The sequence below is a fragment of the Allobosea sp. NPDC055353 genome, assembly GCF_053644975.1.
In genome coordinates, this window is the sequence record NZ_JBSHMC010000001.1 from 1,670,706 (window position 1) to 1,693,782 (window position 23,077).

Sequence of the window (23,077 nt, forward strand, 5' to 3'; positions counted from 1 at the left end):
GACAATGCGACAGATCAAGGACGGGGGGTTGCAAAGGGGCGGTAGAAGTTGGCGGCGATGAACGGGCGTCACAGGGCCATCGCGGCCGCATTCCGGATGATGGCGGCGACGGGTGCGGACCGCTGGAGCCGCGGCTTCGCGCAAGGGCAGGGCGTGATCCTGACCCTGCATCATGTCCGGGCGGCGGAGACGCGGGGCTTCGCGCCGAACGCGCTGCTCGACATCACCCCGGAGTTTCTCGACCAGGCGCTTCACCTGACCCGGGCCGAAGGCTACGACATCCTCTCGTTGCAGGAGGCGTTGGCGCGCCTGCGCAATCCGAAGCCTGGCCGCTTCTTCGTCGCGCTGACCTTCGATGACGGCTATCGCGACAATGTCGAGGAGGCCTGGCCCGTGCTGGCGAAGCACGAGGCGCCCTGGACCCTGTTCGTGACACCGGGCTTTGCCGACCGCACGGCGCGGCTCTGGTGGCTGGAGCTGGAGGAGGCGGTCCGGGCCTTGCCGCGGCTCGATCTCGCCTTGCCGGATGGCCGTTTCACCGCCCGGACCGAAACCGACGCCGAGAAGAGCCGCGCCTTTGCGAAGCTCTACTGGCGTCTGCGCCGTGGCCCGGAAGCGATTCTGCTCTCGGTGATTTCCAATCTTGCGGCCGAGGCCGGCATCGATTCGGTCGCTCTCGTCGAGCGTGAATGCCTGCCCTGGGAGACGCTGCGGGCCTTGTCCGGCGCACCGGGCGTGACCATCGGCGCCCATACCCTGACGCATCCGATGCTGGCGAAGCACGACGCGGATGTCGCGCGCCGCGAGATCGTGGGGAGCAAGCAGCGGCTGGAGGCGGAACTGGGCATCCCGATCCGCCATTTCGCCTATCCGGTCGGCGATCCCGGCTCGGCCGGGCCGCGCGACTTCGCGCTTGTCGCGGAAGCGGGCTTCGAGAGCGCAGTGACGACGCGGCCGGGCCATCTCCATCCCGAGCACGCCGGCCATCTCCATGCTCTGCCACGGGTCTCGCTCAATGGCCTGCACCAGAACGAGGCGGCGCTGCGGGCGCTATTGTCGGGGTTGCCGTTCTGGTTACGGAGCAGGGGGCGCAAACTGGACGTCGCTTGATAACGATCAAACCTCGTCCTTGCGCTCCATCCACTTGATCAGCGGCAGCAGCGGCAGCACCCAGGCGAGGCCGAGCACGATATAGGCGATGGTCTGCACCGGCTTCGACGCCTCGGTGATCCGCCCCTGCGCCAGCGCCATGGCGACGAGCGCATAGACGCAGACGAAGACGAGGATCAGCACGGTCCCGAGCAGCTTGCGGTTGCGTTGTTTCATCGGGCTCTCCACGGGGCAGACCTGGCTGCTGCGGCAATGCGGGCGTTGTCGCGCCGGAGCGACGGGTCTATGTCACCGGCAGCCGCGCTTGTGAAGCGATGCGCGCCTGAATATCCCTGCCTGCGACCGAAAGCCCGCCCGTGACACTCGCCCTCGACCAGACACGCGCCGACGCCAGGGCCGACCACGCTGGCATCCGCCGCTGGCTCTGGATCGTCGCCGGGCTCGTCTTCCTGATGGTCGTGGTCGGCGGCGCGACGCGGCTCACCGGCTCCGGCCTCTCGATCACCGAATGGAAGCCGATCACCGGCGCGATGCCGCCGCTTTCCGCCGATGCCTGGGCCGAGGAATTCGGCAAATATCGCGCCAGCCCGCAATACCAGCTCCTCAACGAGGGCATGAGCCTCGGCCAGTTCCAGTTCATCTACTGGTGGGAATGGGGCCACCGCCAGCTCGGCCGCTTCATCGGGCTGATCTATCTCGCCGGCTTCCTCGTCGTCGCCTTGCGCCGCGCGCTGCCCGCCCGGCAGACCGCGACGCTGTTCGGCATGGGCCTGCTGCTCGGCCTGCAGGGCACGATCGGCTGGATCATGGTCGCGTCGGGTCTCCAGCCCGGCATGGTCGCGGTCGCGCCGGTGAAGCTGACGCTGCATCTGACCTTCGCCGGCCTGTTCTTCGCCTCGGTCGTCGCCTTCGCGACGACATTGACGCCGCTGCGCTGGATCGAGCCGGCGCGAGGCAGGGGAGCCGCATGGCTCCTGTTGCTCCTGATCTTCGTGCAGATCGCGCTCGGCGGGCTCGTCGCCGGCTCCAAGGCGGGCTTCACCTTCAACACCTGGCCGCTGATGGATGGCGCGCTGGTGCCGCCCGGCTCGCTGCTCTTCGTCCAGACGCCGTTCTGGGAGAACTTCGTCGACAATGTCGCGCTGGTCCAGTTCAACCACCGCATCGGCGCCTATGTCCTTTTCGCCGTCGCCTTGTGGAACCTGCTGAGACTGCGCCGTGCGGCGCCGGGTTCGGGCAGCGCCAGGCGCTCGACCGCGATTGCCGGGCTGGTTCTGGCGCAATCGCTGCTCGGGATCGTTACGCTACTGCTGGTGGTGCCGCTCTGGGCCGGCCTCGCGCATCAGGCACTCGGCTTCGCCGTGCTTGCGATGGGCGTGGTCCATGTCACCCGTACCGAGCAGGCGTCGCGGGCATAAGGCACACCCCCTTGTCATTCCGGGGCTTCGCGCAGCGAAGAACCCGGAACCCACGACTGGGCCGCAGCGCTTTCGATCATCGCTTGGTGAAGGGTTCACCCGGTCGTGGGTTCCGGGTTCACGCCTGCGGCGCGCCCCGGAATGACAATCAGGGCATCTCCCAAAGAAAAAGGCGCCGTTTCCGGCGCCTCCGTCGTCGTGAGATTCTCGGGTCAAGCCCGAGAATGACGCCCTGGCCTATGCCAGCGCCTGATCCAGGTCCGCGATCAGGTCCTCGACATCCTCCAGCCCGATCGAGAGGCGCACCACCTGCGGGCCGGCGCCGGATGCGGTCTTCTGCTCGTCGGTGAGCTGCCGGTGGGTGGTCGAGGCCGGGTGGATCACCAGCGAGCGCGTGTCGCCGATATTGGCCAGATGCGAGAACAGCTTGAGGTTCGAGACCAGCTTGACCCCGGCGTCGTAGCCGCCCTTGAGCCCGAAGGTGAAGACCGCGCCGGCGCCCTTCGGCGCATAGCGCTTGGCGAGCTCGTGATATTTGTCGCCGGGAAGGCCGGGATAGCTGACCCACTCGACCGCCGGATGCTTCTGAAGATGCTCGGCGACCTTCTGCGTGCTCTCGCAATGCCTCTGCATGCGCAGCGGCAGGGTCTCGATGCCGGTCAGCAGCATGAAGGCGTTGAAGGGCGAGAGCGCCGGGCCGAGGTCGCGCAGGCCGAGCACGCGCGTCGCGATGGCGAAGGCGAAATTGCCGAAGGTCTCGCCCAGCACCATGCCGTTATATTCCGGCCGCGGCTTGGAGAGCATCGGATAGCGGTCGTCGCCGACCCAGTTGAACGAGCCGCCATCGACGATCAGGCCGCCGATCGAGTTGCCGTGTCCGCCGAGGAACTTGGTGGCCGAATGCACGACGATATCGGCGCCGTGCTCGAAGGGGCGCAGCAGATAGGGCGAGGCCATCGTGTTGTCGACGATGAGCGGGATGTTGTGCTTTTTCGCGATCGCGCTGATCGCGGCGATGTCGACGATGACGCCGCCGGGATTGGCGATGGATTCGATGAAGATCGCCTTGGTCTTCGGCGTCACGGCGGCGGCGAAGCCTTCGAGGTCGTCAGGATCGGCCCAGATCACGTTCCAGCCGAAGTTCTTGTAGGAATGGTTGAACTGGTTGATCGAGCCGCCATAGAGCTTGCGCGACGCCACGAACTCGTCGCCCGGCTGCAGCAGCGCGTGGAAGCACAGGAACTCGGCCGCATGGCCCGAGGCGACGGCCAGCGCCGCCGTGCCGCCCTCCAGCGCCGCGACGCGCTCTTCCAGCACCGCATTCGTCGGATTGCCGAGGCGGGAATAGATGTTGCCGAAGGCCTGCAGTCCGAACAGCGAGGCGGCATGGTCGACATCGTCGAAGACGAAGGAGGTCGTCTGGTAGATCGGCGTGGCGCGTGCGCCGGTCGCCGCGTCGGGGGCCGCTCCGGCATGAATGGCGAGTGTGCTGAAACCCGGTGCGCGGTCGGTCATGGCGTGCTCCCTGAAATGATCTGATGCGCGAATGTTCTGTTCGATTTAACGAACGGTCCCCGCAGCGTCAATTCAGTCCCGTAGAGCGAGCTGAGGGCCGATATGCTCGGGCCGGAAGCCCATGCCGACGAGCCGGGCCGGGATGCGTCGCAGCGGCGGAAACCAGCGCAGCAGGGAGAGCAGGAAGGGCGGCTTTACCGGGCCGCTGCCGGCCAGGATCGGCGTGATCACTCGCTTCTGGATCGCCACCTGCAGGGCCTGCGTCGCTTTGGTGGGGAAGGCCCGTCGCTCCTGCACGGCGGCGAGATCATCGTTGGTCACGCGCTTCTCGCGCAGAGGAGTCGCCAGCCGGTTGGCGGCGGCGACCGCGTCCTGGATGGCAAGGTTCACGCCGACGCCACCGATCGGCGACATCGCATGGGCCGCGTCCCCGATGCAGATCAGGCCCGGCTGCCACCAGCGCTCCAGCCGGTCGACGGCGACGGAGAGCAGCTTGAGATCGTCCCAGCTCGTGATCTCATCGACACGGTCCGCGACGACCGGCAGCAGCTCGGCGAGCCCGGCCTTGAAGGTATCGAGCCCGGCGGCATGCAGTTTCTCAAGCGTCCCCTTCGCGATGACATAGGCGCATTGCCAGTAGTCGCCGCGGTTCAGCATCACGGCGAAGCGCCCGCGCGCGACCTGGCCGAAGGTCTGGCCGGCGTCGCTGTCCCGCCGCGACAGGCGGAACCATAGCACATCCATCGGCGCACCGATCTCGTGGACGGTGAAGTCGCCGGCCCGCCGCAGGTCGGAGCGGCGCCCATCCGCCGCCACCACAAGATCGGCCCAGATCGTGGTCTCGCCCTCGGCCGTCTCGGCGGTGACGGCGGCGATCTTGCCGCTGGAGTGGATCACGCCGGTCGCCTTCGCCTGCATCAGGAGCCTGAAATGCGGCAGCTCCCGGCCCCGATCCGCCAGGAAGTCGAGAAAGTCCCATTGCGGCATGAAGGCGATGTAGGGCGCCGCCACCGGCAGGTGGCTGAAATCCGCGATCGGCACGTCCCGGTCGCCGAAGCGGGCGACGATGGTTCGTTCCTTGGTGTGCGGCAGCTTCAGGAAATCGTCGAGCAGGCCGAGTTCCTTCATGAGCTGCATCGTCGAGGGGTGGATCGTGTCGCCGCGGAAATCGCGGAGGAAATCGGCGTGCTTTTCCAGCACCGTCACGTCGATGCCGGCGCGTGCCAGCAGGAAGCCGAGCATCATCCCGGCCGGGCCGCCACCGGCGATGCAACAGGTGGTGTTGAGCTGGTGCATGGGCCTGCCTTTCACGGGCCGCTTCCGAGCCCTCATCCTGAGAAGCCGCTCCGGCGACGTCTCGAAGGATGTTCCAGATGTCTCCGGAGACTGCTGGAGCATCCTTCGAGACGCAAGCCGTCGGCTTGCTCCTCAGGATGAGGACTTTTGGGGTCGCCGGTCGCGTGGCGGCCTACGTCCCCGGCCGATGGATCGTCAGCTTCTGGAAGCCCTTGCCGGCGAGCACCGGCTTCTTCGACGACAGGATGCGCGAATTGATGCCCTGCCAGCCGATCTCGCCGGAAAGACGGCCATATTCGATCTTGGGACAGCGATTCATGATGACGGTGACGCCCTTCGCCTCGGCCCGTGCCGCGGCCTCCTCGTTGCGCACCGAAAGCTGCATCCAGATCACCTTGGGCAGCGGATCGAGCGCCAGCGCCTCGTCGGTGATCGGGCCGGCGGCTTGCGAATTGCGGAAGATCTCGACCATATCGATCGGGCCGGGGATGTCCTTCAGCGCGGCATAGACCGTCTTGCCGAGGATCGTCTGGCCGGCGAGGCCGGGATTGACCGGGATCACGTCATAGCCGCGGTCGAGCAGGTATTTCGTCACGATCCAGCTCGGCCGCGCCTCGTTGGCGGAGGCGCCGACCAGCGCGACCCGCTTTACGGACTTCAGGATGTCGCGGATCAGGCTGTCGGGATAGGCGTCGTGGTTCATGAAGTTGGGCTCGGCGGCAGGGAAGGCACAGGATCGATATAGGATGCGGCAACCGCGCCGTCATCCCGCGCGACCGAAGGGTAGCTCCGGGATGACATTGAGGTTGTCATTCCCCCTCCCACACCGGCGCGCGCTTTTCCACGAAGGCGCCGATGCCTTCCTCGGCATCGCGTGCGAGCATGTTCTCGACCATTACCGCCGAGGCATGGTCATAGGCCGCCTTCAGCCCCATCTCGCGCTGCTCGTAGAAGGCGTGCTTGCCGATCTTGATTGTGGCGGGCGATTTCGAGGCGATGATACCGGCGAGCCGCCGCGCTTCGTCCAATGCCTTGCCGGTGGGCGCGACACGATTGACCAGGCCCATCCGTAAGGCCTCCGCCGCTGGCACCATCTCGCCGAGCAGCAGCATCTCCAGCGCATGCTTGGCCGAGAGGTTGCGCGAGAGCGCGACCATCGGCGTCGAGCAGAACAATCCGATATGGACGCCCGGCGTGCAGAAGCGCGCGGCCTCGCCCGCGACGGCGAGGTCGCAGCTCGCCACGAGCTGGCAGCCGGCCGCCGTCGCGGTGCCCTCGACGGCGGCGATCACCGGCTGGGGCAGGGCGGTGACCTGCTGCATCATGGCCGAACAGCGCCCGAGAATGTCAGTGAAATAGCTTCGCCCCCGATCGGGATCGGCGCGATGGGCGGTCATCTCCTTGAGGTCGTGCCCGGCGCTGAACACCGGCCCGGCCGCGGTGAGGATAACGACCTTGACCGACCGATCGGACGCAATGGCTCTGAACGTCTCGCTGAGCGCCGCCAGCATCGCCTTGCTCAGCGGGTTGCGTGCTTGCGGGCGGTTCAGCGTCAGCGTTGCGATGCCGCCGGCGTCCTGGCGCAGCAGGACCGGCGCTGCATCCGGCTTGTGATGGGCGTTCATGGCGCTTCCTTTCCGCATTTGCGCCTATTGTCGGAGCCGGCCCGCCATGCTGCAAGGGGAGAAGTCCCGCCTCAGCCTTCGGTTTTCCGCATGACGACCCGCATGAGTGCCTCCGAGATCGATGCCTATCTCGACGAGGTCTTCCCCCAGCTCCATTACGGTGGACGGACCTATTTCATCGAGGCGGTCGGGCCGATGACGGCCAGGATGCGCTGTGACTACCATGAGAAGCATCTGCGCCCGGGCGGCACGATCTCGGGGCCGACCATGATGGCGCTGGCCGATCTCGCGCTCTACGCGGCGATCCTCGCCCAGATCGGGCCGGTCGGCCTTGCCGTGACGACGAGCCTCAATTTCAACTTCCTGCGCAAGCCCGGCCAGACCGCGCTGATCGGCGAGGCGAAGCTGCTCAAGCTCGGCAAGCGGCTCGCGGTCGGCGAGGTCTGCCTCTACTCGCAAGGGGAGACCGAGCTGGTCTGCCACGCGACCGGGACCTATTCGATCCCGGCCGCACGGTAAGCGCCTCATCGCTTTCATGCCATCTCAGGCTGCTTGCTGCCGCGCCCGCGCCGCAAAGACCTCCTTGGCGGCGAAGAGCCCATTGAGGGCGGCCGGAAAACCGGCATAGACGGCCATCTGGATCAGGACTTCCACGATTTCTTCGCGGCTGAGCCCGACATTCAGCCCGGCCTCGATATGCACCTTCAGCTGCGGCGTCGCGTTGCCGAGCGCGGCCAGGGCCGCAATGGTCGCGATTTCGCGTTGTCTGAGATCGAGGCCTGAGCGCGTGTAGATGTCGCCGAAGGGGAATTCGACGATGTAGCGTGCGAAATCGGGAGCAATATCGGCAAGCTGGTCGATCACCCTGGTTCCGGCTTCGCCGTCAATGGCCGCCAGGGCCTGCCAGCCTCGCTCGAACCGCTCGTTCCTGTCGTTCTGTTGTTGCGTCATGGTTCGTCTCCACCGTGTCCAAGCCGGCATAGCCGGCGATCTTGGTGTCGAGGACGGCAAGGCAGGCCTGAAGCTCGGTGACATGAGCCCGGACCTTGGCCCGATGCTCCTCCAGCAGAATGCGGCGATCCTCCTCCGTTGCCGGGCCGCGTTCGCGCAGGCGCGCATATCGCAGCATGTCGCGGATCGGCATTCCGGTCGTCTTCAGACGGCCGATGAAGTCGATCCAGGACAGGATGGAGGCGTCGTATTCGCGGTGCTGGGACGAGGCGCGAGAGGCATAGGGCAGCAGCTTGATTCGCTCGTAATAGCGGATCGTATGGGCCGACAGCCCGGTGCGCCTCGCGAGATCCCCGATCTTCATGGCTTGCCTTGTTCGTCGTGACGCACAACTAGCTACATCTTTGAGCGCACTCTAAGTCAAGGGCCGGTTGCAGCATTGGTTTGGCGATGCGTTGAGCGCCTTCCGTGCTCGAGCGGGCAGGGGCGGTCGCGTGATGAAGGAAGCAAAATCGAAGAGCTGAATGTCGATGTGGTATCTAGTTACCGTTTTTGACATTCCGCTGAAAACAAACATTTTTTCGGCATATCGAGTGCGTTCTCATGCTTGACATGCGTGCCGATGCGCCGTAGTCACCACGCCACACCGCCGCCGGGCTCTCCGGCGGCTTGTCCTTTTTTACGCAACCGAAGGGTGCCGCGATGAAGACCGTCTCGCTCAAGCCCGCCGATGTCGAAAAGAAGTGGGTTGTGATCGACGCCTCAGGGCTCGTCGTCGGCCGTCTCGCCTCCGTTGTGGCGATGCGTCTGCGCGGCAAGCACAAGGCTGCGTACACCCCCCATGTCGACTGCGGCGACAATGTCATCGTGATCAACGCCGAGAAGGTCTCCCTGACCGGCCGCAAGCGCGAGCAGAAGAACTACTACCACCACACGGGCTTCCCGGGTGGTATCAAGGAGCGTTCGGCCAAGTTCATCCTGGAAGGCCGCTTCCCTGAGCGTATCCTCGAGAAGGCCGTCGAGCGCATGCTGCCGCGCGGGCCGCTCTTCCGCCAGATCCTTGGCAACCTGCGCGTCTACAAGGGCGCGGAGCATCCGCACGCTGCTCAGTCGCCGGAGGCGCTCGACGTCGCCGCGCTCAACAGCAAGAACAAGAGGGTCTGACCGTGGCCGAGGTTCTTCAGTCTCTCTCCCAGCTCGGCGAAGTCGCCAAGCCCGAGCAGCCCGCTGCTCCCGTCCACGTCAAGAAGGTCGATGCGCAGGGCCGCGCCTATGCCACCGGCAAGCGCAAGAACGCCATCGCCCGCGTCTGGATCAAGCCCGGCTCGGGCAAGGTCACCGTCAACGGCCGCGACCAGGAGGTCTACTTCGCCCGCCCGGTGCTGCGCCTCGTGCTCAAGCAGCCGCTGCAGCTCGTCGACCGCGTGACCCAGTACGACGTCGTCGTCTCGGTCAAGGGCGGCGGTCTCTCCGGCCAGGCCGGCGCGGTGCGCCACGGCATCTCCAAGGCGCTGACCTTCTACGAGCCGGAGCTTCGCGGCCCGCTCAAGAAGGAAGGCTTCCTGACCCGCGACTCGCGTGTCGTCGAGCGTAAGAAGTTCGGTAAGGCCAAGGCCCGCCGCAGCTTCCAGTTCTCGAAGCGCTGATCGTTTCTGGGATTACCGGTATGCGGAAGGGCAGCTCGCAAGAGCCGCCCTTTTCGTATTGGCTGTCTCTGTCGCGCCCAATCAGCAGGAGCCTGCCATGAGCCGTCCCGTTCTTCTCGTCACCGGCGGCAGCCGCGGCATCGGCGCCGCGATCTGCACCATGGCTGCCGGGCGCGGCTACGACGTCGCGGTGAATTACCAGAGCAATGGGAAGGCCGCGGCCGAAATCGTTGCGGCCTGCGAGGCGGCAGGCGCGAAGGCCGTGGCGCTGCAGGGCGACATGGCTGATGTAACCGACATCATCCGCGTCTTTGCCGAGGCGAAGGCGGCGCTCGGCCCGCTGACCCATGTCGTCAACAATGCAGGCATCACCGGAAAATCCGGTCCCCTGGCCGAGGCGGATACCGCCCTCATCCGCGAATGCATCGACGTCAACGTTACCGGCGCGATCCTTGTTGCGCGGGAGGCGGCCCGCGCGCTCATGGCGAACGAAGGTGTGCAGGGCAGGGCGATCGTCAACATCTCCTCCGTCGCGGCCGAGCTGGGCTCGCCCGGCGAATATGTCTGGTACGCCGCCTCGAAGGGAGCCGTGGATTCCCTGACCATCGGCCTCGCCAAGGAACTCGCGCCGCATGGTGTCCGCGTGAACGCGGTGGCACCCGGCATCACCGAGACAGAGATCCACGCGCTGTCCACCGGCGAGGCCGGTCGCGTCGCCCGGATCGCGCCGCTGATTCCGCTGAAGCGCGCTGCGACGGCCGAAGAGATCGCCGAGGCGGTGCTGTTCCTGCTCTCGGAGGCATCGCGCTACACGACCGGCATCATTCTCAAGGTCGCCGGCGGGCGCTAGCTTCCGATTTCCTTCCCAACCGCATCGTCGTCCCGGACAAGCGACACAGCGCAGATCCGGGAGCCATGCCGGAGCGCTTCCGATGAAGGTTCAGGAATGGATCCCGGGTCTTCGCTTCGCTGCGCCCGGGATGACGGCGCGGTGGGGAAACGACATATAGTACTCGCCAACGACACCTTGCCTGGAACCTCATGCGCGTTCTTCTTGTCCTGATCGCCTTCGGCATGATCGCGGTGCCGGGCCTGCTGATGCTGGCGCGTGAGGAACTTCCGCGCGCGCAGCGCATCGGCCGGGCGCTGCTCGTCTTCCTGGCTCCGGCGGTGGCGCTCGGGCTGATCGACGGCGTGCCGCATCTCGATGGCCGGGCCCTCAACAATCCGTATGCTTGGACGATGCTGCGGCTGGTCCTGACCGCGCTCGCCCTGATCCTGCCCTGGTGCCTCTACGTCTGGCTCACCGCGCGCCGCTGACCATTCGGGAAGCCCGCGGCCGAAGCCACCGGCACGTCGGAGCGCAAGCTCCGATTGACAGCCCGCTCAAGCGCGAACATATACGATGCCATGATGACGAGCTTCATCCGACGTCGCCCCTGCCAGGCCGCCCCGGCGCGCCCGCGATGACGTTCGGCTGAAGCCCGAATGCCCGCGACCGCGCCCGAGGCGCGGTTTTTTTATGCCCGAAGCCCATCCATTGCTGTGTCTGCCCAGCCACCGGGGATCCCGATGAGCCAGAATCTGAAAACCATCTTCATCGACGGCGAAGCCGGCACGACCGGGCTCGGCATCCGCGAACGTCTGGCCGCGGTGCCGGAGGTCGCGGTCAAGAGTATCGACCCCGACAAGCGCAAGGACCCTGCGGCGCGCAAGGACATGATGGCGAGCGTCGATCTCGTCGTGCTTTGCCTGCCTGACGAGGCCGCCAAGGAATCGGTCGCGCTGGCCGACGCGCTCGGCACTGAGGCGCCCAAGATCGTCGATGCCGCGACCGCCCATCGTATCGCGCCGGGCTGGGTCTACGGCTTCGCCGAGCTCGAGCCCGGCCATGCCGGGAAGATCGCCAGGGCCGAGCGCGTCGCCAATCCCGGCTGCTACCCGACCGGCGCCATCGCGCTGCTGCGCCCGCTCGTCGATGCCGGGCTGATGGCGCAGGACCATCCGGTCGCGGTCAATGCGGTCTCCGGGTATTCCGGCGGCGGCAAGTCGATGATCGAGGATTTCGAGACCGGCGTCGCTCCGGCCTTCGAGCTCTACGGCCTTGGGCTCCGCCACAAGCATCTGCCTGAACTACAGGCCTATGCCCGCCTGACCCGGCGGCCGATCTTCGTGCCCTCCGTCGGCAATTTCCGGCAGGGTATGCTGGTCTCGGTGCCGCTGCATCTCGATGCGCTTCCCGGACGCCCCGGCGTCGCCGATCTCCACCACGCCCTGGCCGAGCGCTATGCCGGCTCGACCTATGTCAGCGTCGTCCCGCAGGACGGGAAGGGCGGCAAGATCGAGCCGGAAGCGCTGAACGACACCAACAAGCTGGAGCTCACGGTGTTCGGGCAGGACGATCTCGGCCAGGCCGTGCTGGTCGCGCGGCTCGACAATCTCGGCAAGGGTGCGTCGGGTGCGGCGGTGCAGAACATCCGCCTGATGCTCGGCCTGCCGGAGGGTTGAGCCGCAGCCTGTCGTCCGCGCCTTAAGATGCATTTGATCTCCTTCATTTGAAGGAGACATTTGCGCGCGGAACGCTAGATTGTCCGTCCCGTGAGAGGGACGGACGTGACAGGCAGCGATTTCGAGAATGCGTTGATCGACGGCATCTACGAGGCCGCGATCGTGCCTGAGAGCTGGCCCGCCGTGCTCCGCGACACGGCCCGGATCGCCAGCTGCCGCGAGGCGCTGCTCGGCACGGTTCTCCATGACGACGTGCGTCTGCTCGCCTCGTCACCCGAATTCAGCGAAGACTACGAAGAGGTCCTGCGCCGCATCCCGTTTGCGGTCAACGAGCGGGCGCAGCGCCTGCTCGCGCATGGACGCCACGGCTTCATCACCGACGAGGACGTTTTCAGCCGCGACGAACTCGTGCGCGAGCCGGTCTATCGGGACTTCCTGATCCCGGCCGGATACGGCTCCGGGGTCGCGACGGTGATTGCGGCTCCGACCGGCGACACCACGATCGTCCATTGCGAACGGACCTTTGCCGAAGGCACCGTCAATGGGCAGGCCATCGCCGCGCTGGATCGCTTGCGCCCGCATTTCGCCCGGGCCGGGCTGCTTGGGCGCCGGCTGGCGATGGAGCGGGCGCGCGCCGCCTCGCAGGCTCTCGAGCTGATGGGGCTTCCTGCGGCGGTTCTCGGTCTGCGTGGTCATGTGCTCGATGCCAACGCCCTGTTCCAGGACCTGATTCCGGCGGTGTTCCTCGATCGTGCGGCCCGCCTCTCGCTCGCCTACGGCCCGGCCGACGACATGCTCGCGACGGTGATCGCAGGCTTTTCGCGCGCGGACCTGCCCCAGCCCGTCCGTTCTCTGCCGATTCCGGCCTGGCGCGGCACGAATCCGATGGTCGTGCATGTCGCGCCCGTGCGAGGTCGCGCACGCGATATCTTCTCCTTTGCGGGTGCCATCATCGTCGCCACGCCGGTTGCAGCGGGGGCGGGGCCCGATGCCGGGCTGATCGCCGGCTTGTTCGATCTGACTCCGGCCGAGGCGCGGCTGGCAGCGGCCATCGCCGCCGGACACCCGCCGCGGGCCGCGGCCGGGCGTCTCGGCGTGACCGAGGCCACGGCACGCACGACGCTGAAACGCATCCTCACCAAGACCGGCACGCGCCGGCAGGCCGATCTGGTCGGCCTGTTGAAGAGCGCGGCCGGGCCGCGCTGAGGTCGTTGCGGGCAGATCGGGAAATCCGTTCGCGGCCGTCGGGAAACCCGATGGATCGGCCGGAATGAGCCGGTTTTTCCGCCGGATATTCCTTCTGGAAAGCAAAAAGCCCCCATTTGGGGGTAGAAAATCGGTTCTGTGCAGCCATGATGGAGTGGCTCGACAAGGCCGCAGGGTCTGGAGGCGGGCACAGCTTGCACTGCCGAAGCCGGGTCAAGCAGCTTCGGCAGTGCCTTTTCGCGCGGCCCCCTGACATGAAAAGGGGCGCCGTAGCGCCCCTCCTGGATCAGCCCTTGTAGGGCACGAAGTTCTGCTTCTGCTCGCCGAGCCCCTCGATGCCGAGGGTGATGACCTCGCCGCCCTTCAGGAAACGGGGCGGCTTGAAGCCGAGACCGACGCCGGGAGGCGTGCCGGTGGTGATGACGTCACCCGGATCGAGACGCATGAACTGGCTGATATAATGGACCAGATAGGCCGCACCGAAGATCATCGTCTTGGTCGAGCCGTTCTGTACGCGCTCGCCATCGACCTCGAGCCACATGCCGAGATTCTGGATGTCCTTGACCTCGTCGGTGGTGACGAGCCACGGACCGAGCGGCCCGAAGGTCGGGCAGCCCTTGCCCTTGGCCCACTGGCCGCCGCGCTCCTGCTGGAAGGCGCGCTCGGAGACGTCGTTGCAGACGCAGAAGCCGGCGATCGCCGCCATCGCGTCCTTCTCCTCGATATAGGAGCCGCCATCGCCGATCACGATGGCGAGTTCGACTTCCCAGTCGGTCTTCTGCGAACCCTTCGGGATGATCACGTCGTCATTGGGCCCGACGATGCAGTTCGGGGCCTTGTTGAACAGGATCGGCTCCTTCGGGATCTCGGCGCCGGTCTCCGCCGCATGGTCGGCGAAGTTCAGGCCCACCGCGATGAAGTTGCGGACATCCGCGACGCAGGCGCCGATGCGCGGCGAGCCTGAGACCAGCGGCAGCGATTCCGGCGAAAGCGCCTTGATCTTGGCGAGCGAGGCCGCGGTCAGCGCCTTGCCGGCGAGGTCGGGAATGACGCCGGACAGGTCGCGCAACCCGCCCTTGGCATCGAGAAGGGCCGGTTTCTCCTGGCCGGGTGCGCCGTAGCGGAGCAGTTTCAAGGTGTTTCCCCCGTTTCAAACGATCTAAATGGGTCGGGGATTCTGATCGGATGCCGGCCCGAAACACAAGCCCGTCACCGCGCATAGCGTATCCGCGGCGCGCAGGCGGCAGAATTGTTGCTGGAATGCCACGACTCTTTCCAAAGCGAAGTTTCCGACGAAGTGCGCAGCTGCGGGCAGGACGGCCGCGAACCCTCAAAATCGGCAATAGTTCTTATATAAACGATATCTTTCTGAACGATCCCGGTGAGGCTTGTTCAGAAAAGGTCAGTTTTGGATCGTTTTTGAAGATGCGGGCCCCGAATGAGGAGTTCGCGCGGCGAATCTGCGGCACCTGAAGCGGGATTGCGGCCGGAAACGGCTCAGGTCATGCTTCGAATCAAGCGAGGTATCGGGCCTCGAAAAATCTTGGAACCGGGATGGATTCGATGAAGGGCCTTGTTCGTACAGCCGCTGCCGCCTCGGTTTCGCTCGCCGCTCTCCTCGCGGCCGGAGTCGCCTCGGCGAGTTCCTTCGCCATCCGCAGCGGCCAGGGCGCCGAAGGTCTCGGCATGGCCTATGCCGGCTCGGCCTCGGGCGGCATCGGCATGAGCGCTATGCACTGGAACCCGGCGACCATCACCATGTTTCCCGGCCGCACCAGCAACTGGAACTACACCTATCTCAACGCCAATGGCGACTATGAGCCGACGAGGCCTTCGCGGATCGGCGGTCCGGCCGCGCCGGCACCGCTGAACCCGATCCAGTTCGGCACCGGCAATCTCGGCGGCGACGGCGCCATGATCCCTGCTTCGGCCAGCGCCTGGCAGCTCACCGACCGGCTCTGGATCGGCATGACCACGGGCGCCCCCTATGGCCTGCGTTCGAAGCCTGAAAACCAGGTTCACGCCGCCCAGGTTTACGGACGTTCGGCCAAGGTCGTGACCATCAACGTCTCGCCGACCGTCGGTTACAAGGTCAATGACTGGCTCTCGGTCGGCGCCGCTCTGCAGGTCCAGTACCTGAGCGCCAAGCTGAAGCAGGCCGGTGGCCTCGGGCCCGCGGCCTCTCCGGTCATTCTCGAAGGCGACACCATCGATTTCGGCTATCGCCTCGGCGCGACGTTCACCCCGTTCGAGGGAACCAATATCGGCGTGGCCTATCGTTCTGCGATCCACCAGACCCTCCAAGGGTCGCTGGCCACGCCGACGCCCATCCTCGCCCGCTTCCCGGTCAAGGCCAACCTGAACCTGCCCGACTCTGTCGTCGTCGGCGTTTCGCAGGTCATCAACGACCAGTGGCAGGTCCATGCCGGGGTCGAGTGGACGAACTGGAGCCGCTTCCGCAACATCCCGATCGTCAACGAGCTCAACGGCCGCCCGCAGACCAGCCTGAATTTCCAGTATGACGACGCCTGGTTCTTCAGCGGCGGCGTCGAATACAAGTACAGCAAGGACCTGACGCTGCGCGCCGGCATCGGATACGAGTTGTCCGCGGTCAACGACCGCAACCGCACCATCTATATCTCCGATAATGATCGCCTCTGGCTCAGCGCCGGCGCGAGCTATCAGGTCACCGACCGGATCAAGCTGGATCTCGGCTATACCTATATCGACGTGAAGAAGGCGTCGGTGAACTACAATCCGGGGCACCCGCAGTGGAACCCGGCCGTGCCGGTCTACTACGCCGCCGAAGCCAAGCCCTATGTTCATATCGCCTCGGTCGGCATCACCTATCGCTGGGACGATCCGACTCAGACCATCCCGGTGCAGCCGGTGGTTCGCAAGTATTGAGCGAGGATCGATCGGATCGACGCATGAAAGCCGGCCCTCGGGCCGGCTTTTTTGTTGCCGTCTTCTCGTCGGCTTTTCGGGACGCGGGCTTCAGCGCGACACGAGCGGCGCCCGAGCGAAGGAGAGAGGCGAAGACCCTAGGCCTTCACCTTCACATAGGTTCCGGGCGCGTCGGCGAGCGCCTTGAGCTTGCCGCCTCCCGGTTCGCGGGCGGCAATCGTCTTCGGCGCCTGGGCTTCGAGCCAGCCGAACCAGTGCGGCCACCACGAGCCTGGGTGCTCGTCCGCCTTGGCCAGCCAGTCGGCATAGCGGCCCTTCGCCGGGCCGCCGGTCCAGTACTGGTACTTCACCTTGGCGGGCGGATTGACGACGCCGGCGATATGGCCCGATCCGGCGACGACATGCTCGACCGGTCCGCCGAAGCATTGCGAGCCGTTGAAGACCGACTGGGCCGGCGCGATATGGTCCTCGCGCGCCGCGAGATTGTAGATCGGGATCGTCACCTGCTTGAGGTCGAGCGCCTTGCCGCCGATCCGCATCCCGCCCTTGGACAGCTTGTTGTCGAGGTAGCAGTTGCGCAGATAGAAGGAGTGGTTCGCCGCCGGCATCCGCGTCGAATCCGAATTCCAGTAGAGCAGGTCGAAGGGCGTCGGCGCCTTGCCCTTCAGGTAATTGTTGACGGCATAGGACCAGATCAGGTCGTTCGGCCGCAGCATGTTGAAGGCGCCCGACATGCGCGAGCCGTCGAGATAGCCGGTCTTGGCCATCTGCTCCTCGATCGCGCGGATCTGCTCCTCGTCGACGAAGACCGAGAGCTCGCCGGCTTGCGAGAAATCGACCTGCGTCGTGAAGAAGGTCGCGCTCTCGATGCGCTTGTCGCGCATCGCCGCCATATAGGCCAGCGTCACGCCGAGCAGGGTGCCGCCGACGCAGTAGCCGATCGCCGAGACCTTCTTTTCCCCCGTCGCTTCCTCGATCGTGTCGAGCGCGGCGAAGATGCCTTCGCGCATATAGCTCTCGAAATCCTTGGCAGCGTGGCGCGCATCCGGATTGACCCAGGAGATGCAGAAGACGGTCAGCCCCTGCGCCACGCACCAGCGGATGAAGCTCTTCTCCGGGTTGAGGTCGAGGATGTAGAACTTGTTGATCCAGGGCGGCACGATCAGCAGCGGCCGCTTCAGCACCTGCGGGGTTGAAGACGCATACTGGATCAGCTCGATGATCTCGTTGCGGAAGATCACCTTGCCCGGCGTCGTCGCGATATTGACGCCGACCTCGAAGGAGCCGCCGTCGGACTGGCGGATCTTGAGCTCGCCGCCGCCGGCCTCGACGTCCTCGGCGTACATCTTCATGCCGCGCACGAGGTTCTCGCCGTTCTGCTGCATCGTCTCGCGCAGCAATTCGGGGTTGGTGGCGACGAAATTGGTCGGTGAGAGGGCGCCTGCGATCTGCTTGATGTAGAAGCGGGCCTTCTCGCGCGTATGCGGGTCGAGATCGTCGGCCTTGTCGACCATGGTCTCGGCCCAGCGCGAGCCGATCAGATAGGCCTGCTTGATGAAGTCGAAGGTCGGGTGGTTCCAGTCGGGGTCCTTGAAGCGGCCGTCGCGCTTGTCCGGCTCGGCCACGGGCGCGACCTCCTCGCCGCTCGCACGCTTCAGCGCCGTGCTCCACAGGTTCATGAAGTCGCTGGTGAGGGAAGCCTGCGCCTCGATGATCTTGGAGGGATCGTTGACCCAGCGCTCGGCGACGCGGCCGAGTGTCTTGACCATGTCGCTGGCCTCGTCGGCCTGGCCGGTCTTGGCCTCGCCGCGCTCGATGGGCTTCAGATAGGCGGCGGTGATCTTGCCGTATTCCTCGACGAGCCGCCCCATATTCTGCGCGAACTGGTCGAAATCGGGAGCGGCGGCCTCGGCCGGGCCGGCGCTGTCCTTCGGCCTGTCGCTTTTCCCGCTCATGACTCGCCCTTTTCCCCTGTCGTTATAGGATAGCGCATGGCGCTCCATTTTGGTCCTATTAAGGACGCAGCCGCTGTGCTTTACCAAGCAAAATCGAAAACCGCTGGATGACCCGATGCCGACTGAAATCTCCGCGAAAAAGCTGCTCCTGATGCCGGCGGCGCTGGTCGTGGTTGGCACGGCGCTCGCCGGCTGCGGCAGCGACGAGGGCTTCAAGGGGGTGGCCGAGGCTGCGGGTCTGGCAACCACCCCGCAGCAATCCAAGGCCTTCGTCCGGGAGGCTCGCCCGACCGATCTCGAATACATTCCCATCGGGTCGAGCGTGACCCGGGCGGCGCCGCGCAAGCGGGTCGAGGACTACAAGAAGATCGAGGCAGGGCTCGACGCCAAGCAGAAGGCCAACGAAGCGGCTGGCAACGCCGCCAAGGCGCTGGGCGCGACACCGCCGCCCGAACCGGCGAAGATCCCGCAGAATTGAGGGCCGGCCCGTTCCAGGCAGGACGGTGCGGCTGCTGGCCCGCGTCTCGGTACCGCGAATCGCACAATATTGCGTCATTAGCCCTGTCATGACGAAAGATGCGATGGTAAGCACCCTCGGCGCAAGGATGTAATCTGCGCAAAGCACGCCATCCGCCCGGGGCGGCCGAGGACCTGTTCGAGATGACCGATTTCCATCGTATCAAGCGCCTGCCGCCTTACGTTTTCGAACAGGTCAACAAGATCAAGGCCGCCGAGCGCGCCAAGGGCGTCGACATCATCGACCTCGGCATGGGCAATCCCGACCTGCCGGCGCCGAAGCACGTCATCGAGAAGCTGGTCGAGACCGCCGGCAAGCCACGCACCGACCGCTACTCCGCCTCGAAGGGCATCGGGGGCCTGCGCCGCGCGCAGGCGAACTATTACGAGCGCCGCTTCGGCGTGAAGCTCAACCCCGATACGCAGGTCGTCGCGACGCTGGGCTCGAAGGAGGGCTTCGCCAACATGGCGCAGGCCATTACCGGACCGGGCGACGTCGTGCTGGTGCCGAATCCGAGTTACCCGATCCACGCCTTCGGCTTCCTGATGGCGGGCGGCGTGATTCGCTCCGTCCCGGCCGAGCCGACTCCGGCGATGTTCCCGGCGCTGGAGCGGGCGATGATGCATTCGGTGCCGAAGCCGATCGCGCTCGTCACCTGCTATCCGGCCAATCCGACGGCCTATGTCGCCTCGCTCGATTTCTACCGCGACCTCGTCGCCTTCGCGAAGAAGCACGAGCTGATTCTGCTTTCCGACCTCGCCTATGCCGAGGTCTATTTCGACGAGAACAACCCGCCGCCCTCGATGCTGCAGGTGCCGGGCGCGATCGACGTCGCGGTCGAGTTCACCTCGATGTCGAAGACCTTCTCGATGGCCGGCTGGCGGATGGGCTTCGCCGTCGGCAACGAGCGCCTGCTGGCGGCGCTGGCGCGGGTGAAATCCTATCTCGATTACGGCGCCTATACGCCGATCCAGGTCGCGGCTGCGGCCGCCCTCAACGGCCCGGACGACTGCATCCGCGAGATGCGCGAGATCTATCGCAAGCGCCGCGATGCGCTGGTCGAGAGCTTCGGCAAGGCTGGCTGGGAGTTTCCGGCGCCGGAGGCCTCGATGTTCGCCTGGGTGGCGATCCCCGAGAAGTTCCGTCATCTCGGCTCGCTGGAATTCTCCAAGCTCCTGATCGAGAAGGCCGAGGTCGCGGTCGCGCCCGGCATCGGCTTCGGCGAGCATGGCGACGACTATGTCCGCATCGCCATCGTCGAGAACGAGCAGCGCATCCGCCAGGCGGCGCGCAATATCGGCCGCTTCCTCAAGGGCGCCGATACGACCCTGCACAACGTCATCCAGATGCCCAAGGCGGGGTAGGGCTCTCTCTTCCAAACTATGAGCGGTGGTCATCCCGGGCGGAGCGAAGCGTAGACCCGGGATCCATTCCTGAACCTTCATCGGCAGCGCTCCGGCATGGATCCCGGATCGGCGCGGCTTTGCCGCTTGTCCGGGATGACGGCGTGAGGTTGTCATGGGCAGCGACACCCTTGGCTCTGGACCGCGCCCGCAAAACATGGGAACCGATGCGATGCGGACGGATCGCTCCGCATCGCGCTCGGGGCTCGTTTCCATGTCACGAAAAGGCCGCCTGCTCGGCGCCGCTTTCGCCGTCTTCGCGCTGGTCTGCTTCGTTGCGACCTACGACTATTCCAGGGGGCGCATCCCGCAGACGCGCTCGGCCCTGGTCTCGGACGTGCTCGCGGTGACCAATGGCCGCGAATGCGCCCGCGACGCGACGGACATCGTCACCCGCTACATCCCGGTCGGGACCGGCCGGGCCGATGCCGAGCGCGTTCTCTCTGAAGTGACGATCGATCCGCCGAAGCCCTGGTTCTGGACCCCCGCGGTCGAGAACAGCACCGTGTCCGAAGGCAAGACGATCGAGGCGCTGCACACCATCAAGGCGACGGCCTTCGGCACCAACCTGCTGCGCATCTATCTCGGTTTCGAGGACGGCAAGGTGAAGCGCGTCGCCGCCGAGGTCGTCTGCCATTTCGGTTGAGACGCGGTCGATCCGTACATGGTCGTTTCGCTAGGTCAGTCGCTGCGCTATCCTGTCGGAGGGCTGCAACGACAGGCGCTGCCATGGAAGCGACGGACAAGGTTTTCGCCGGTCCCGTTCCGCAGATTTACGACCGGCTGCTCGTACCCCTGATTTTTAAACCCTATGCCGAAGACCTGGCGGCCCGCGTGATGGCCGGGGACCCCCGGCGCATTCTCGAGGTCGCGGCGGGGACGGGCGCACTGACACAGGAAATGGCGGCGCGGCTCGATGGAGGAAGCATCGTCGCGACCGATCTCAACCCCGCGATGCTCGATCTCGCTGCCGCGCGATTCCCGAACGACGGCAGGATCACTTGCCGCCAGGCGGATGCGCTCGATCTGCCCTTCGCTGACGAGAGCTTCGACACCGTCACCTGCCAGTTCGGAGCGATGTTCTTTCCGGACAAGGCGAAGGGTTATGCCGAGGCGCGCCGCGTGCTGAAGCCGGGCGGGCGCTTTCTGTTCAATGTCTGGGACGCGGTCGAGAGCAACGATTTCACGGCGGTCATGCTGGATGCGCTGGCCGAGCTGTTTCCCGCCGATCCGCCGCGCTTTCTCGCGCGCACGCCGCATGGCTATCATGATGTCGGCACGATCGAACTCGACATCATGTCTGGTGGCTTTCCGCGGCCGGAGATCGAGCGGGTCGAGAAGCGTTCCCGTGCCGATTCCGCCGCTGGTGCCGCGATCGGCCTCTGCCAGGGCACGCCGATGCGTGGCGAGATCGAGGCGCGCGGCGCGCCGGGGCTCGAGGCTGCTACCGAAGCCGTGGCGAAGGCTCTGGAAGGCCGCTTTGGCTCAGGCGCGATCGAGGGGGCTCTCTCCGCCTTCGTGGTTTCGGCTCGGAAAGCCGAGGCTTGAGGCGATTCCGGGAGCGGCGGAGTGTGGCTCTCCGTTGACACGAAACCCGCCTCATGCGACGCCGCGCGCATGACCAGCGTGCCTCTTTCGCCTGCCTCCCAGCCCCTGCGCGTCGGACTTGCCGGCCTCGGTACGGTCGGCGCCTCCACCTTGCGCATCCTGCGCCGGCAGGAAAATGCGCTTGCGGCGCGCTGCGGCCGCGCAATCCGGGTCACCGCCGTCTCGGCGCGCGACCGCAATCGCGACCGCGGCATCGATCTCGGCGGGCTCGCCTGGTTCGACGATCCGGTCGCGCTGGCGAATTCAGGGGAGATCGACTGCTTCGTCGAACTGATCGGCGGCTCCGACGGCCCGGCCAAGGCAGCGGTCGAGGCAGCCCTGAATGCCGGCAAGCATGTCGTCACCGCCAACAAGGCGCTGCTTGCGGCCCATGGCGTCGCGCTTGCCGACCTCGCCGAGAGCAAAGGTGTGGCGCTCGCCTTCGAGGCCTCCTCTGCCGGCGGCATTCCTGTCGTGAAGACGCTGCGCGAGGCGCTGGCCGGCAACAATGTCAGCCGCATCTCCGGCATCCTCAACGGCACCTGCAATTACATCCTCTCCCGGATGGAGCAGGAAGGCCTGACTTTCGAGGCCTGCCTGAAGGACGCGCAGCGCCTCGGCTATGCCGAAGCCGACCCGACCTTCGACGTTGAGGGCTTCGACACCGCCCATAAGCTCGCGATCCTGACCAGCCTCGCCTTCGGTACGAAGATCGACGCCGAAGCGATTCATGTCGAAGGGATTTCGGCGATCACGCCGCTCGACCTGAAGATGGCCGACGATCTCGGCTACCGCATCAAGCTGCTCGGCGTGGCCGAGCGGACCAAGACCGGGATCGAGCAGCGCGTGCACCCGACCATGGTGCCGAAATCCTCCCCGATCGCGCAGGTGATGGGCGTGCTCAACGCGGTCTCGATCGACGCCGATGCGGTGCGCGAGATCACGCTGGTCGGCCCCGGCGCCGGCGGCGACCCGACGGCCTCCGCCGTCGTCGCCGACATCGCCGATGTCGCGCGCGGCACCGCCGGCCTGCCCTTCGGCCTGCCGATCGCGCGTCTGGAAGAGCCGAAGCGCGCGCCGATGCAGCGTCATGAGGGCGGCTATTATGTCCGTCTCGCCGTGGCCGATCGCCCGGGCGCCGCCGCGGCCATCGCGACCCGCATGGCCGAAGCCGACATCTCTTTGGAGAGCATCGTCCAGCGCCGCTCGCCCGAGGCTGCGACGCGCGATCCCGGCGGCCGCTCCGGCGCGCCGGTTCCGGTCGTGCTCATCACCTATGCCACCAGCGAAGCCGCCATCCGCGATGCGCTCGAAAAGGTCACGGCCGACGGCCATGTCGCGGAACCGCCGCAAGTTATCCGCATAGAGCGGGAACAGGCCTAGTGCAGGATGCGTAAAAGTGGGAACCGGTTTTTCGCGCCAATCCTGCTCTG

At 66.0% G+C, this 23,077-nt stretch carries 24 protein-coding genes; 15 read left to right on the top strand and 9 right to left on the bottom strand.

What is annotated here, in order from left to right:
- Nucleotides 1-48 precede the first annotated feature (48 nt).
- Complete coding sequence (locus ACWIEX_RS07780) at nucleotides 49-1,110, top strand: polysaccharide deacetylase family protein (protein WP_454032509.1); 1,062 nt, start codon at nucleotides 49-51, stop codon at nucleotides 1,108-1,110.
- Between the two features lie 6 nt (nucleotides 1,111-1,116).
- Here the strand turns inward: ACWIEX_RS07780 and ACWIEX_RS07785 are convergent, their stop codons facing one another.
- A complete protein-coding gene (locus ACWIEX_RS07785; protein ID WP_454032510.1) occupies nucleotides 1,117-1,326 on the bottom strand; it encodes a DUF2842 domain-containing protein in 210 nt (69 codons plus the stop codon).
- A 116-nt stretch (nucleotides 1,327-1,442) separates the two neighbouring features.
- On the opposite strand from ACWIEX_RS07785, the gene ACWIEX_RS07790 reads away from it, so the two are divergent.
- Nucleotides 1,443-2,528, top strand: coding sequence for a COX15/CtaA family protein (locus ACWIEX_RS07790; protein WP_454033478.1), 1,086 nt, complete (start codon nucleotides 1,443-1,445; stop codon nucleotides 2,526-2,528).
- 237 nt (nucleotides 2,529-2,765) lie between these two features.
- Here the strand turns inward: ACWIEX_RS07790 and ACWIEX_RS07795 are convergent, their stop codons facing one another.
- From ACWIEX_RS07795 to ACWIEX_RS07810, 4 genes are all read right to left on the bottom strand, one after another.
- On the bottom strand, nucleotides 2,766-4,043 hold the full coding sequence (locus ACWIEX_RS07795; RefSeq protein ID WP_454032511.1) for an O-acetylhomoserine aminocarboxypropyltransferase: 1,278 nt from the start codon (nucleotides 4,041-4,043) through the stop codon (nucleotides 2,766-2,768).
- 72 nt (nucleotides 4,044-4,115) lie between these two features.
- Entirely contained in the window at nucleotides 4,116-5,354 is a 1,239-nt protein-coding gene (locus ACWIEX_RS07800; protein ID WP_454032512.1) for an FAD-dependent oxidoreductase, read from the bottom strand.
- Nucleotides 5,355-5,511: 157 nt separating this feature from the next.
- The gene (locus ACWIEX_RS07805; RefSeq protein WP_454032513.1) at nucleotides 5,512-6,042 is read right to left on the bottom strand and encodes a CoA-binding protein; all 531 of its coding nucleotides are present in this window, start codon (nucleotides 6,040-6,042) and stop codon (nucleotides 5,512-5,514) included.
- A 106-nt stretch (nucleotides 6,043-6,148) separates the two neighbouring features.
- Nucleotides 6,149-6,964 (bottom strand): enoyl-CoA hydratase, encoded by an 816-nt coding sequence (locus ACWIEX_RS07810; RefSeq protein WP_454032514.1) that lies wholly within the window; start codon nucleotides 6,962-6,964, stop codon nucleotides 6,149-6,151.
- Between the two features lie 90 nt (nucleotides 6,965-7,054).
- On the opposite strand from ACWIEX_RS07810, the gene ACWIEX_RS07815 reads away from it, so the two are divergent.
- Complete coding sequence (locus tag ACWIEX_RS07815) at nucleotides 7,055-7,483, top strand: PaaI family thioesterase (RefSeq protein WP_454032515.1); 429 nt, start codon at nucleotides 7,055-7,057, stop codon at nucleotides 7,481-7,483.
- A 24-nt stretch (nucleotides 7,484-7,507) separates the two neighbouring features.
- Here the strand turns inward: ACWIEX_RS07815 and ACWIEX_RS07820 are convergent, their stop codons facing one another.
- Both ACWIEX_RS07820 and ACWIEX_RS07825 read right to left on the bottom strand, forming a co-directional pair.
- Complete coding sequence (locus tag ACWIEX_RS07820; RefSeq protein WP_454032516.1) at nucleotides 7,508-7,915, bottom strand: carboxymuconolactone decarboxylase family protein; 408 nt, start codon at nucleotides 7,913-7,915, stop codon at nucleotides 7,508-7,510.
- On the bottom strand, nucleotides 7,848-8,279 hold the full coding sequence (locus ACWIEX_RS07825) for a MerR family transcriptional regulator (RefSeq protein WP_454032517.1): 432 nt from the start codon (nucleotides 8,277-8,279) through the stop codon (nucleotides 7,848-7,850). Before ACWIEX_RS07825 ends, ACWIEX_RS07820 begins: the two co-directional genes overlap by 68 nt.
- A gap of 338 nt (nucleotides 8,280-8,617) precedes the next feature.
- Here ACWIEX_RS07825 and rplM point away from each other — a divergent pair, with 338 nt between their 5' ends.
- From rplM to ACWIEX_RS07855, 6 genes are all read left to right on the top strand, one after another.
- Complete coding sequence (gene rplM / locus ACWIEX_RS07830) at nucleotides 8,618-9,079, top strand: 50S ribosomal protein L13 (RefSeq protein ID WP_061963961.1); 462 nt, start codon at nucleotides 8,618-8,620, stop codon at nucleotides 9,077-9,079.
- A 2-nt stretch (nucleotides 9,080-9,081) separates the two neighbouring features.
- Entirely contained in the window at nucleotides 9,082-9,561 is a 480-nt protein-coding gene (gene rpsI / locus ACWIEX_RS07835; RefSeq protein WP_061963959.1) for a 30S ribosomal protein S9, read from the top strand.
- A 97-nt stretch (nucleotides 9,562-9,658) separates the two neighbouring features.
- Entirely contained in the window at nucleotides 9,659-10,411 is a 753-nt protein-coding gene (locus tag ACWIEX_RS07840; protein WP_454032518.1) for an SDR family oxidoreductase, read from the top strand.
- A 191-nt stretch (nucleotides 10,412-10,602) separates the two neighbouring features.
- Nucleotides 10,603-10,881, top strand: a complete 279-nt coding sequence (locus ACWIEX_RS07845; protein ID WP_454032519.1) for a hypothetical protein — start codon at nucleotides 10,603-10,605, stop codon at nucleotides 10,879-10,881.
- A gap of 252 nt (nucleotides 10,882-11,133) precedes the next feature.
- Complete coding sequence (argC, locus tag ACWIEX_RS07850) at nucleotides 11,134-12,069, top strand: N-acetyl-gamma-glutamyl-phosphate reductase (protein ID WP_454032520.1); 936 nt, start codon at nucleotides 11,134-11,136, stop codon at nucleotides 12,067-12,069.
- Between the two features lie 105 nt (nucleotides 12,070-12,174).
- Entirely contained in the window at nucleotides 12,175-13,275 is a 1,101-nt protein-coding gene (locus ACWIEX_RS07855; RefSeq protein ID WP_454032521.1) for a helix-turn-helix transcriptional regulator, read from the top strand.
- A gap of 286 nt (nucleotides 13,276-13,561) precedes the next feature.
- Here ACWIEX_RS07855 and ACWIEX_RS07860 read toward each other — a convergent pair whose 3' ends face one another.
- Nucleotides 13,562-14,410: a fumarylacetoacetate hydrolase family protein gene (locus tag ACWIEX_RS07860; protein WP_454032522.1), complete on the bottom strand. Its 849-nt coding sequence runs from the start codon at nucleotides 14,408-14,410 to the stop codon at nucleotides 13,562-13,564.
- A gap of 428 nt (nucleotides 14,411-14,838) precedes the next feature.
- Between ACWIEX_RS07860 and ACWIEX_RS07865 the strand changes: the two genes are divergently transcribed.
- On the top strand, nucleotides 14,839-16,182 hold the full coding sequence (locus ACWIEX_RS07865) for an OmpP1/FadL family transporter (protein WP_454032523.1): 1,344 nt from the start codon (nucleotides 14,839-14,841) through the stop codon (nucleotides 16,180-16,182).
- Nucleotides 16,183-16,319: 137 nt separating this feature from the next.
- Here the strand turns inward: ACWIEX_RS07865 and phaC are convergent, their stop codons facing one another.
- Nucleotides 16,320-18,137, bottom strand: a complete 1,818-nt coding sequence (phaC, locus tag ACWIEX_RS07870) for a class I poly(R)-hydroxyalkanoic acid synthase (protein ID WP_454032524.1) — start codon at nucleotides 18,135-18,137, stop codon at nucleotides 16,320-16,322.
- 115 nt (nucleotides 18,138-18,252) lie between these two features.
- Between phaC and ACWIEX_RS07875 the strand changes: the two genes are divergently transcribed.
- The 5 genes from ACWIEX_RS07875 (at nucleotide 18,253) to ACWIEX_RS07895 (ending at nucleotide 23,027) form a co-directional block, all read left to right on the top strand.
- Nucleotides 18,253-18,615, top strand: coding sequence for a hypothetical protein (locus ACWIEX_RS07875; RefSeq protein ID WP_454032525.1), 363 nt, complete (start codon nucleotides 18,253-18,255; stop codon nucleotides 18,613-18,615).
- A 182-nt stretch (nucleotides 18,616-18,797) separates the two neighbouring features.
- Nucleotides 18,798-20,018 carry an LL-diaminopimelate aminotransferase gene (locus ACWIEX_RS07880; protein WP_454032526.1) on the top strand — a complete coding sequence of 407 codons (1,221 nt, stop codon included), beginning with the start codon at nucleotides 18,798-18,800 and terminating at the stop codon, nucleotides 20,016-20,018.
- A 253-nt stretch (nucleotides 20,019-20,271) separates the two neighbouring features.
- Nucleotides 20,272-20,703: a hypothetical protein gene (locus ACWIEX_RS07885; protein ID WP_454032527.1), complete on the top strand. Its 432-nt coding sequence runs from the start codon at nucleotides 20,272-20,274 to the stop codon at nucleotides 20,701-20,703.
- 83 nt (nucleotides 20,704-20,786) lie between these two features.
- Complete coding sequence (locus ACWIEX_RS07890; protein WP_454032528.1) at nucleotides 20,787-21,605, top strand: class I SAM-dependent methyltransferase; 819 nt, start codon at nucleotides 20,787-20,789, stop codon at nucleotides 21,603-21,605.
- A gap of 69 nt (nucleotides 21,606-21,674) precedes the next feature.
- Nucleotides 21,675-23,027, top strand: a complete 1,353-nt coding sequence (locus ACWIEX_RS07895; protein ID WP_454032529.1) for a homoserine dehydrogenase — start codon at nucleotides 21,675-21,677, stop codon at nucleotides 23,025-23,027.
- The last annotated feature ends 50 nt before the right edge of the window (nucleotides 23,028-23,077 follow it).

Bases quoted from the DNA above. Each gene is read 5' to 3' on its own strand.
- ACWIEX_RS07785 (WP_454032510.1), bottom strand. From the start codon at position 1,326: ATGAAACAACGCAACCGCAAGCTGCTCGGGACCGTGCTGATCCTCGTC.
- ACWIEX_RS07795 (WP_454032511.1), bottom strand. From the start codon at position 4,043: ATGACCGACCGCGCACCGGGTTTCAGCACACTCGCCATTCATGCCGGA.
- ACWIEX_RS07805 (WP_454032513.1), bottom strand. From the start codon at position 6,042: ATGAACCACGACGCCTATCCCGACAGCCTGATCCGCGACATCCTGAAG.
- ACWIEX_RS07810 (WP_454032514.1), bottom strand. From the start codon at position 6,964: ATGAACGCCCATCACAAGCCGGATGCAGCGCCGGTCCTGCTGCGCCAG.
- ACWIEX_RS07815 (WP_454032515.1), top strand. From the start codon at position 7,055: ATGACGACCCGCATGAGTGCCTCCGAGATCGATGCCTATCTCGACGAG.
- ACWIEX_RS07820 (WP_454032516.1), bottom strand. From the start codon at position 7,915: ATGACGCAACAACAGAACGACAGGAACGAGCGGTTCGAGCGAGGCTGG.
- ACWIEX_RS07825 (WP_454032517.1), bottom strand. From the start codon at position 8,279: ATGAAGATCGGGGATCTCGCGAGGCGCACCGGGCTGTCGGCCCATACG.
- rplM (WP_061963961.1), top strand. From the start codon at position 8,618: ATGAAGACCGTCTCGCTCAAGCCCGCCGATGTCGAAAAGAAGTGGGTT.
- ACWIEX_RS07840 (WP_454032518.1), top strand. From the start codon at position 9,659: ATGAGCCGTCCCGTTCTTCTCGTCACCGGCGGCAGCCGCGGCATCGGC.
- ACWIEX_RS07845 (WP_454032519.1), top strand. From the start codon at position 10,603: ATGCGCGTTCTTCTTGTCCTGATCGCCTTCGGCATGATCGCGGTGCCG.
- argC (WP_454032520.1), top strand. From the start codon at position 11,134: ATGAGCCAGAATCTGAAAACCATCTTCATCGACGGCGAAGCCGGCACG.
- ACWIEX_RS07865 (WP_454032523.1), top strand. From the start codon at position 14,839: ATGAAGGGCCTTGTTCGTACAGCCGCTGCCGCCTCGGTTTCGCTCGCC.
- phaC (WP_454032524.1), bottom strand. From the start codon at position 18,137: ATGAGCGGGAAAAGCGACAGGCCGAAGGACAGCGCCGGCCCGGCCGAG.
- ACWIEX_RS07875 (WP_454032525.1), top strand. From the start codon at position 18,253: ATGCCGACTGAAATCTCCGCGAAAAAGCTGCTCCTGATGCCGGCGGCG.
- ACWIEX_RS07880 (WP_454032526.1), top strand. From the start codon at position 18,798: ATGACCGATTTCCATCGTATCAAGCGCCTGCCGCCTTACGTTTTCGAA.
- ACWIEX_RS07885 (WP_454032527.1), top strand. From the start codon at position 20,272: ATGTCACGAAAAGGCCGCCTGCTCGGCGCCGCTTTCGCCGTCTTCGCG.
- ACWIEX_RS07890 (WP_454032528.1), top strand. From the start codon at position 20,787: ATGGAAGCGACGGACAAGGTTTTCGCCGGTCCCGTTCCGCAGATTTAC.
- ACWIEX_RS07895 (WP_454032529.1), top strand. From the start codon at position 21,675: ATGACCAGCGTGCCTCTTTCGCCTGCCTCCCAGCCCCTGCGCGTCGGA.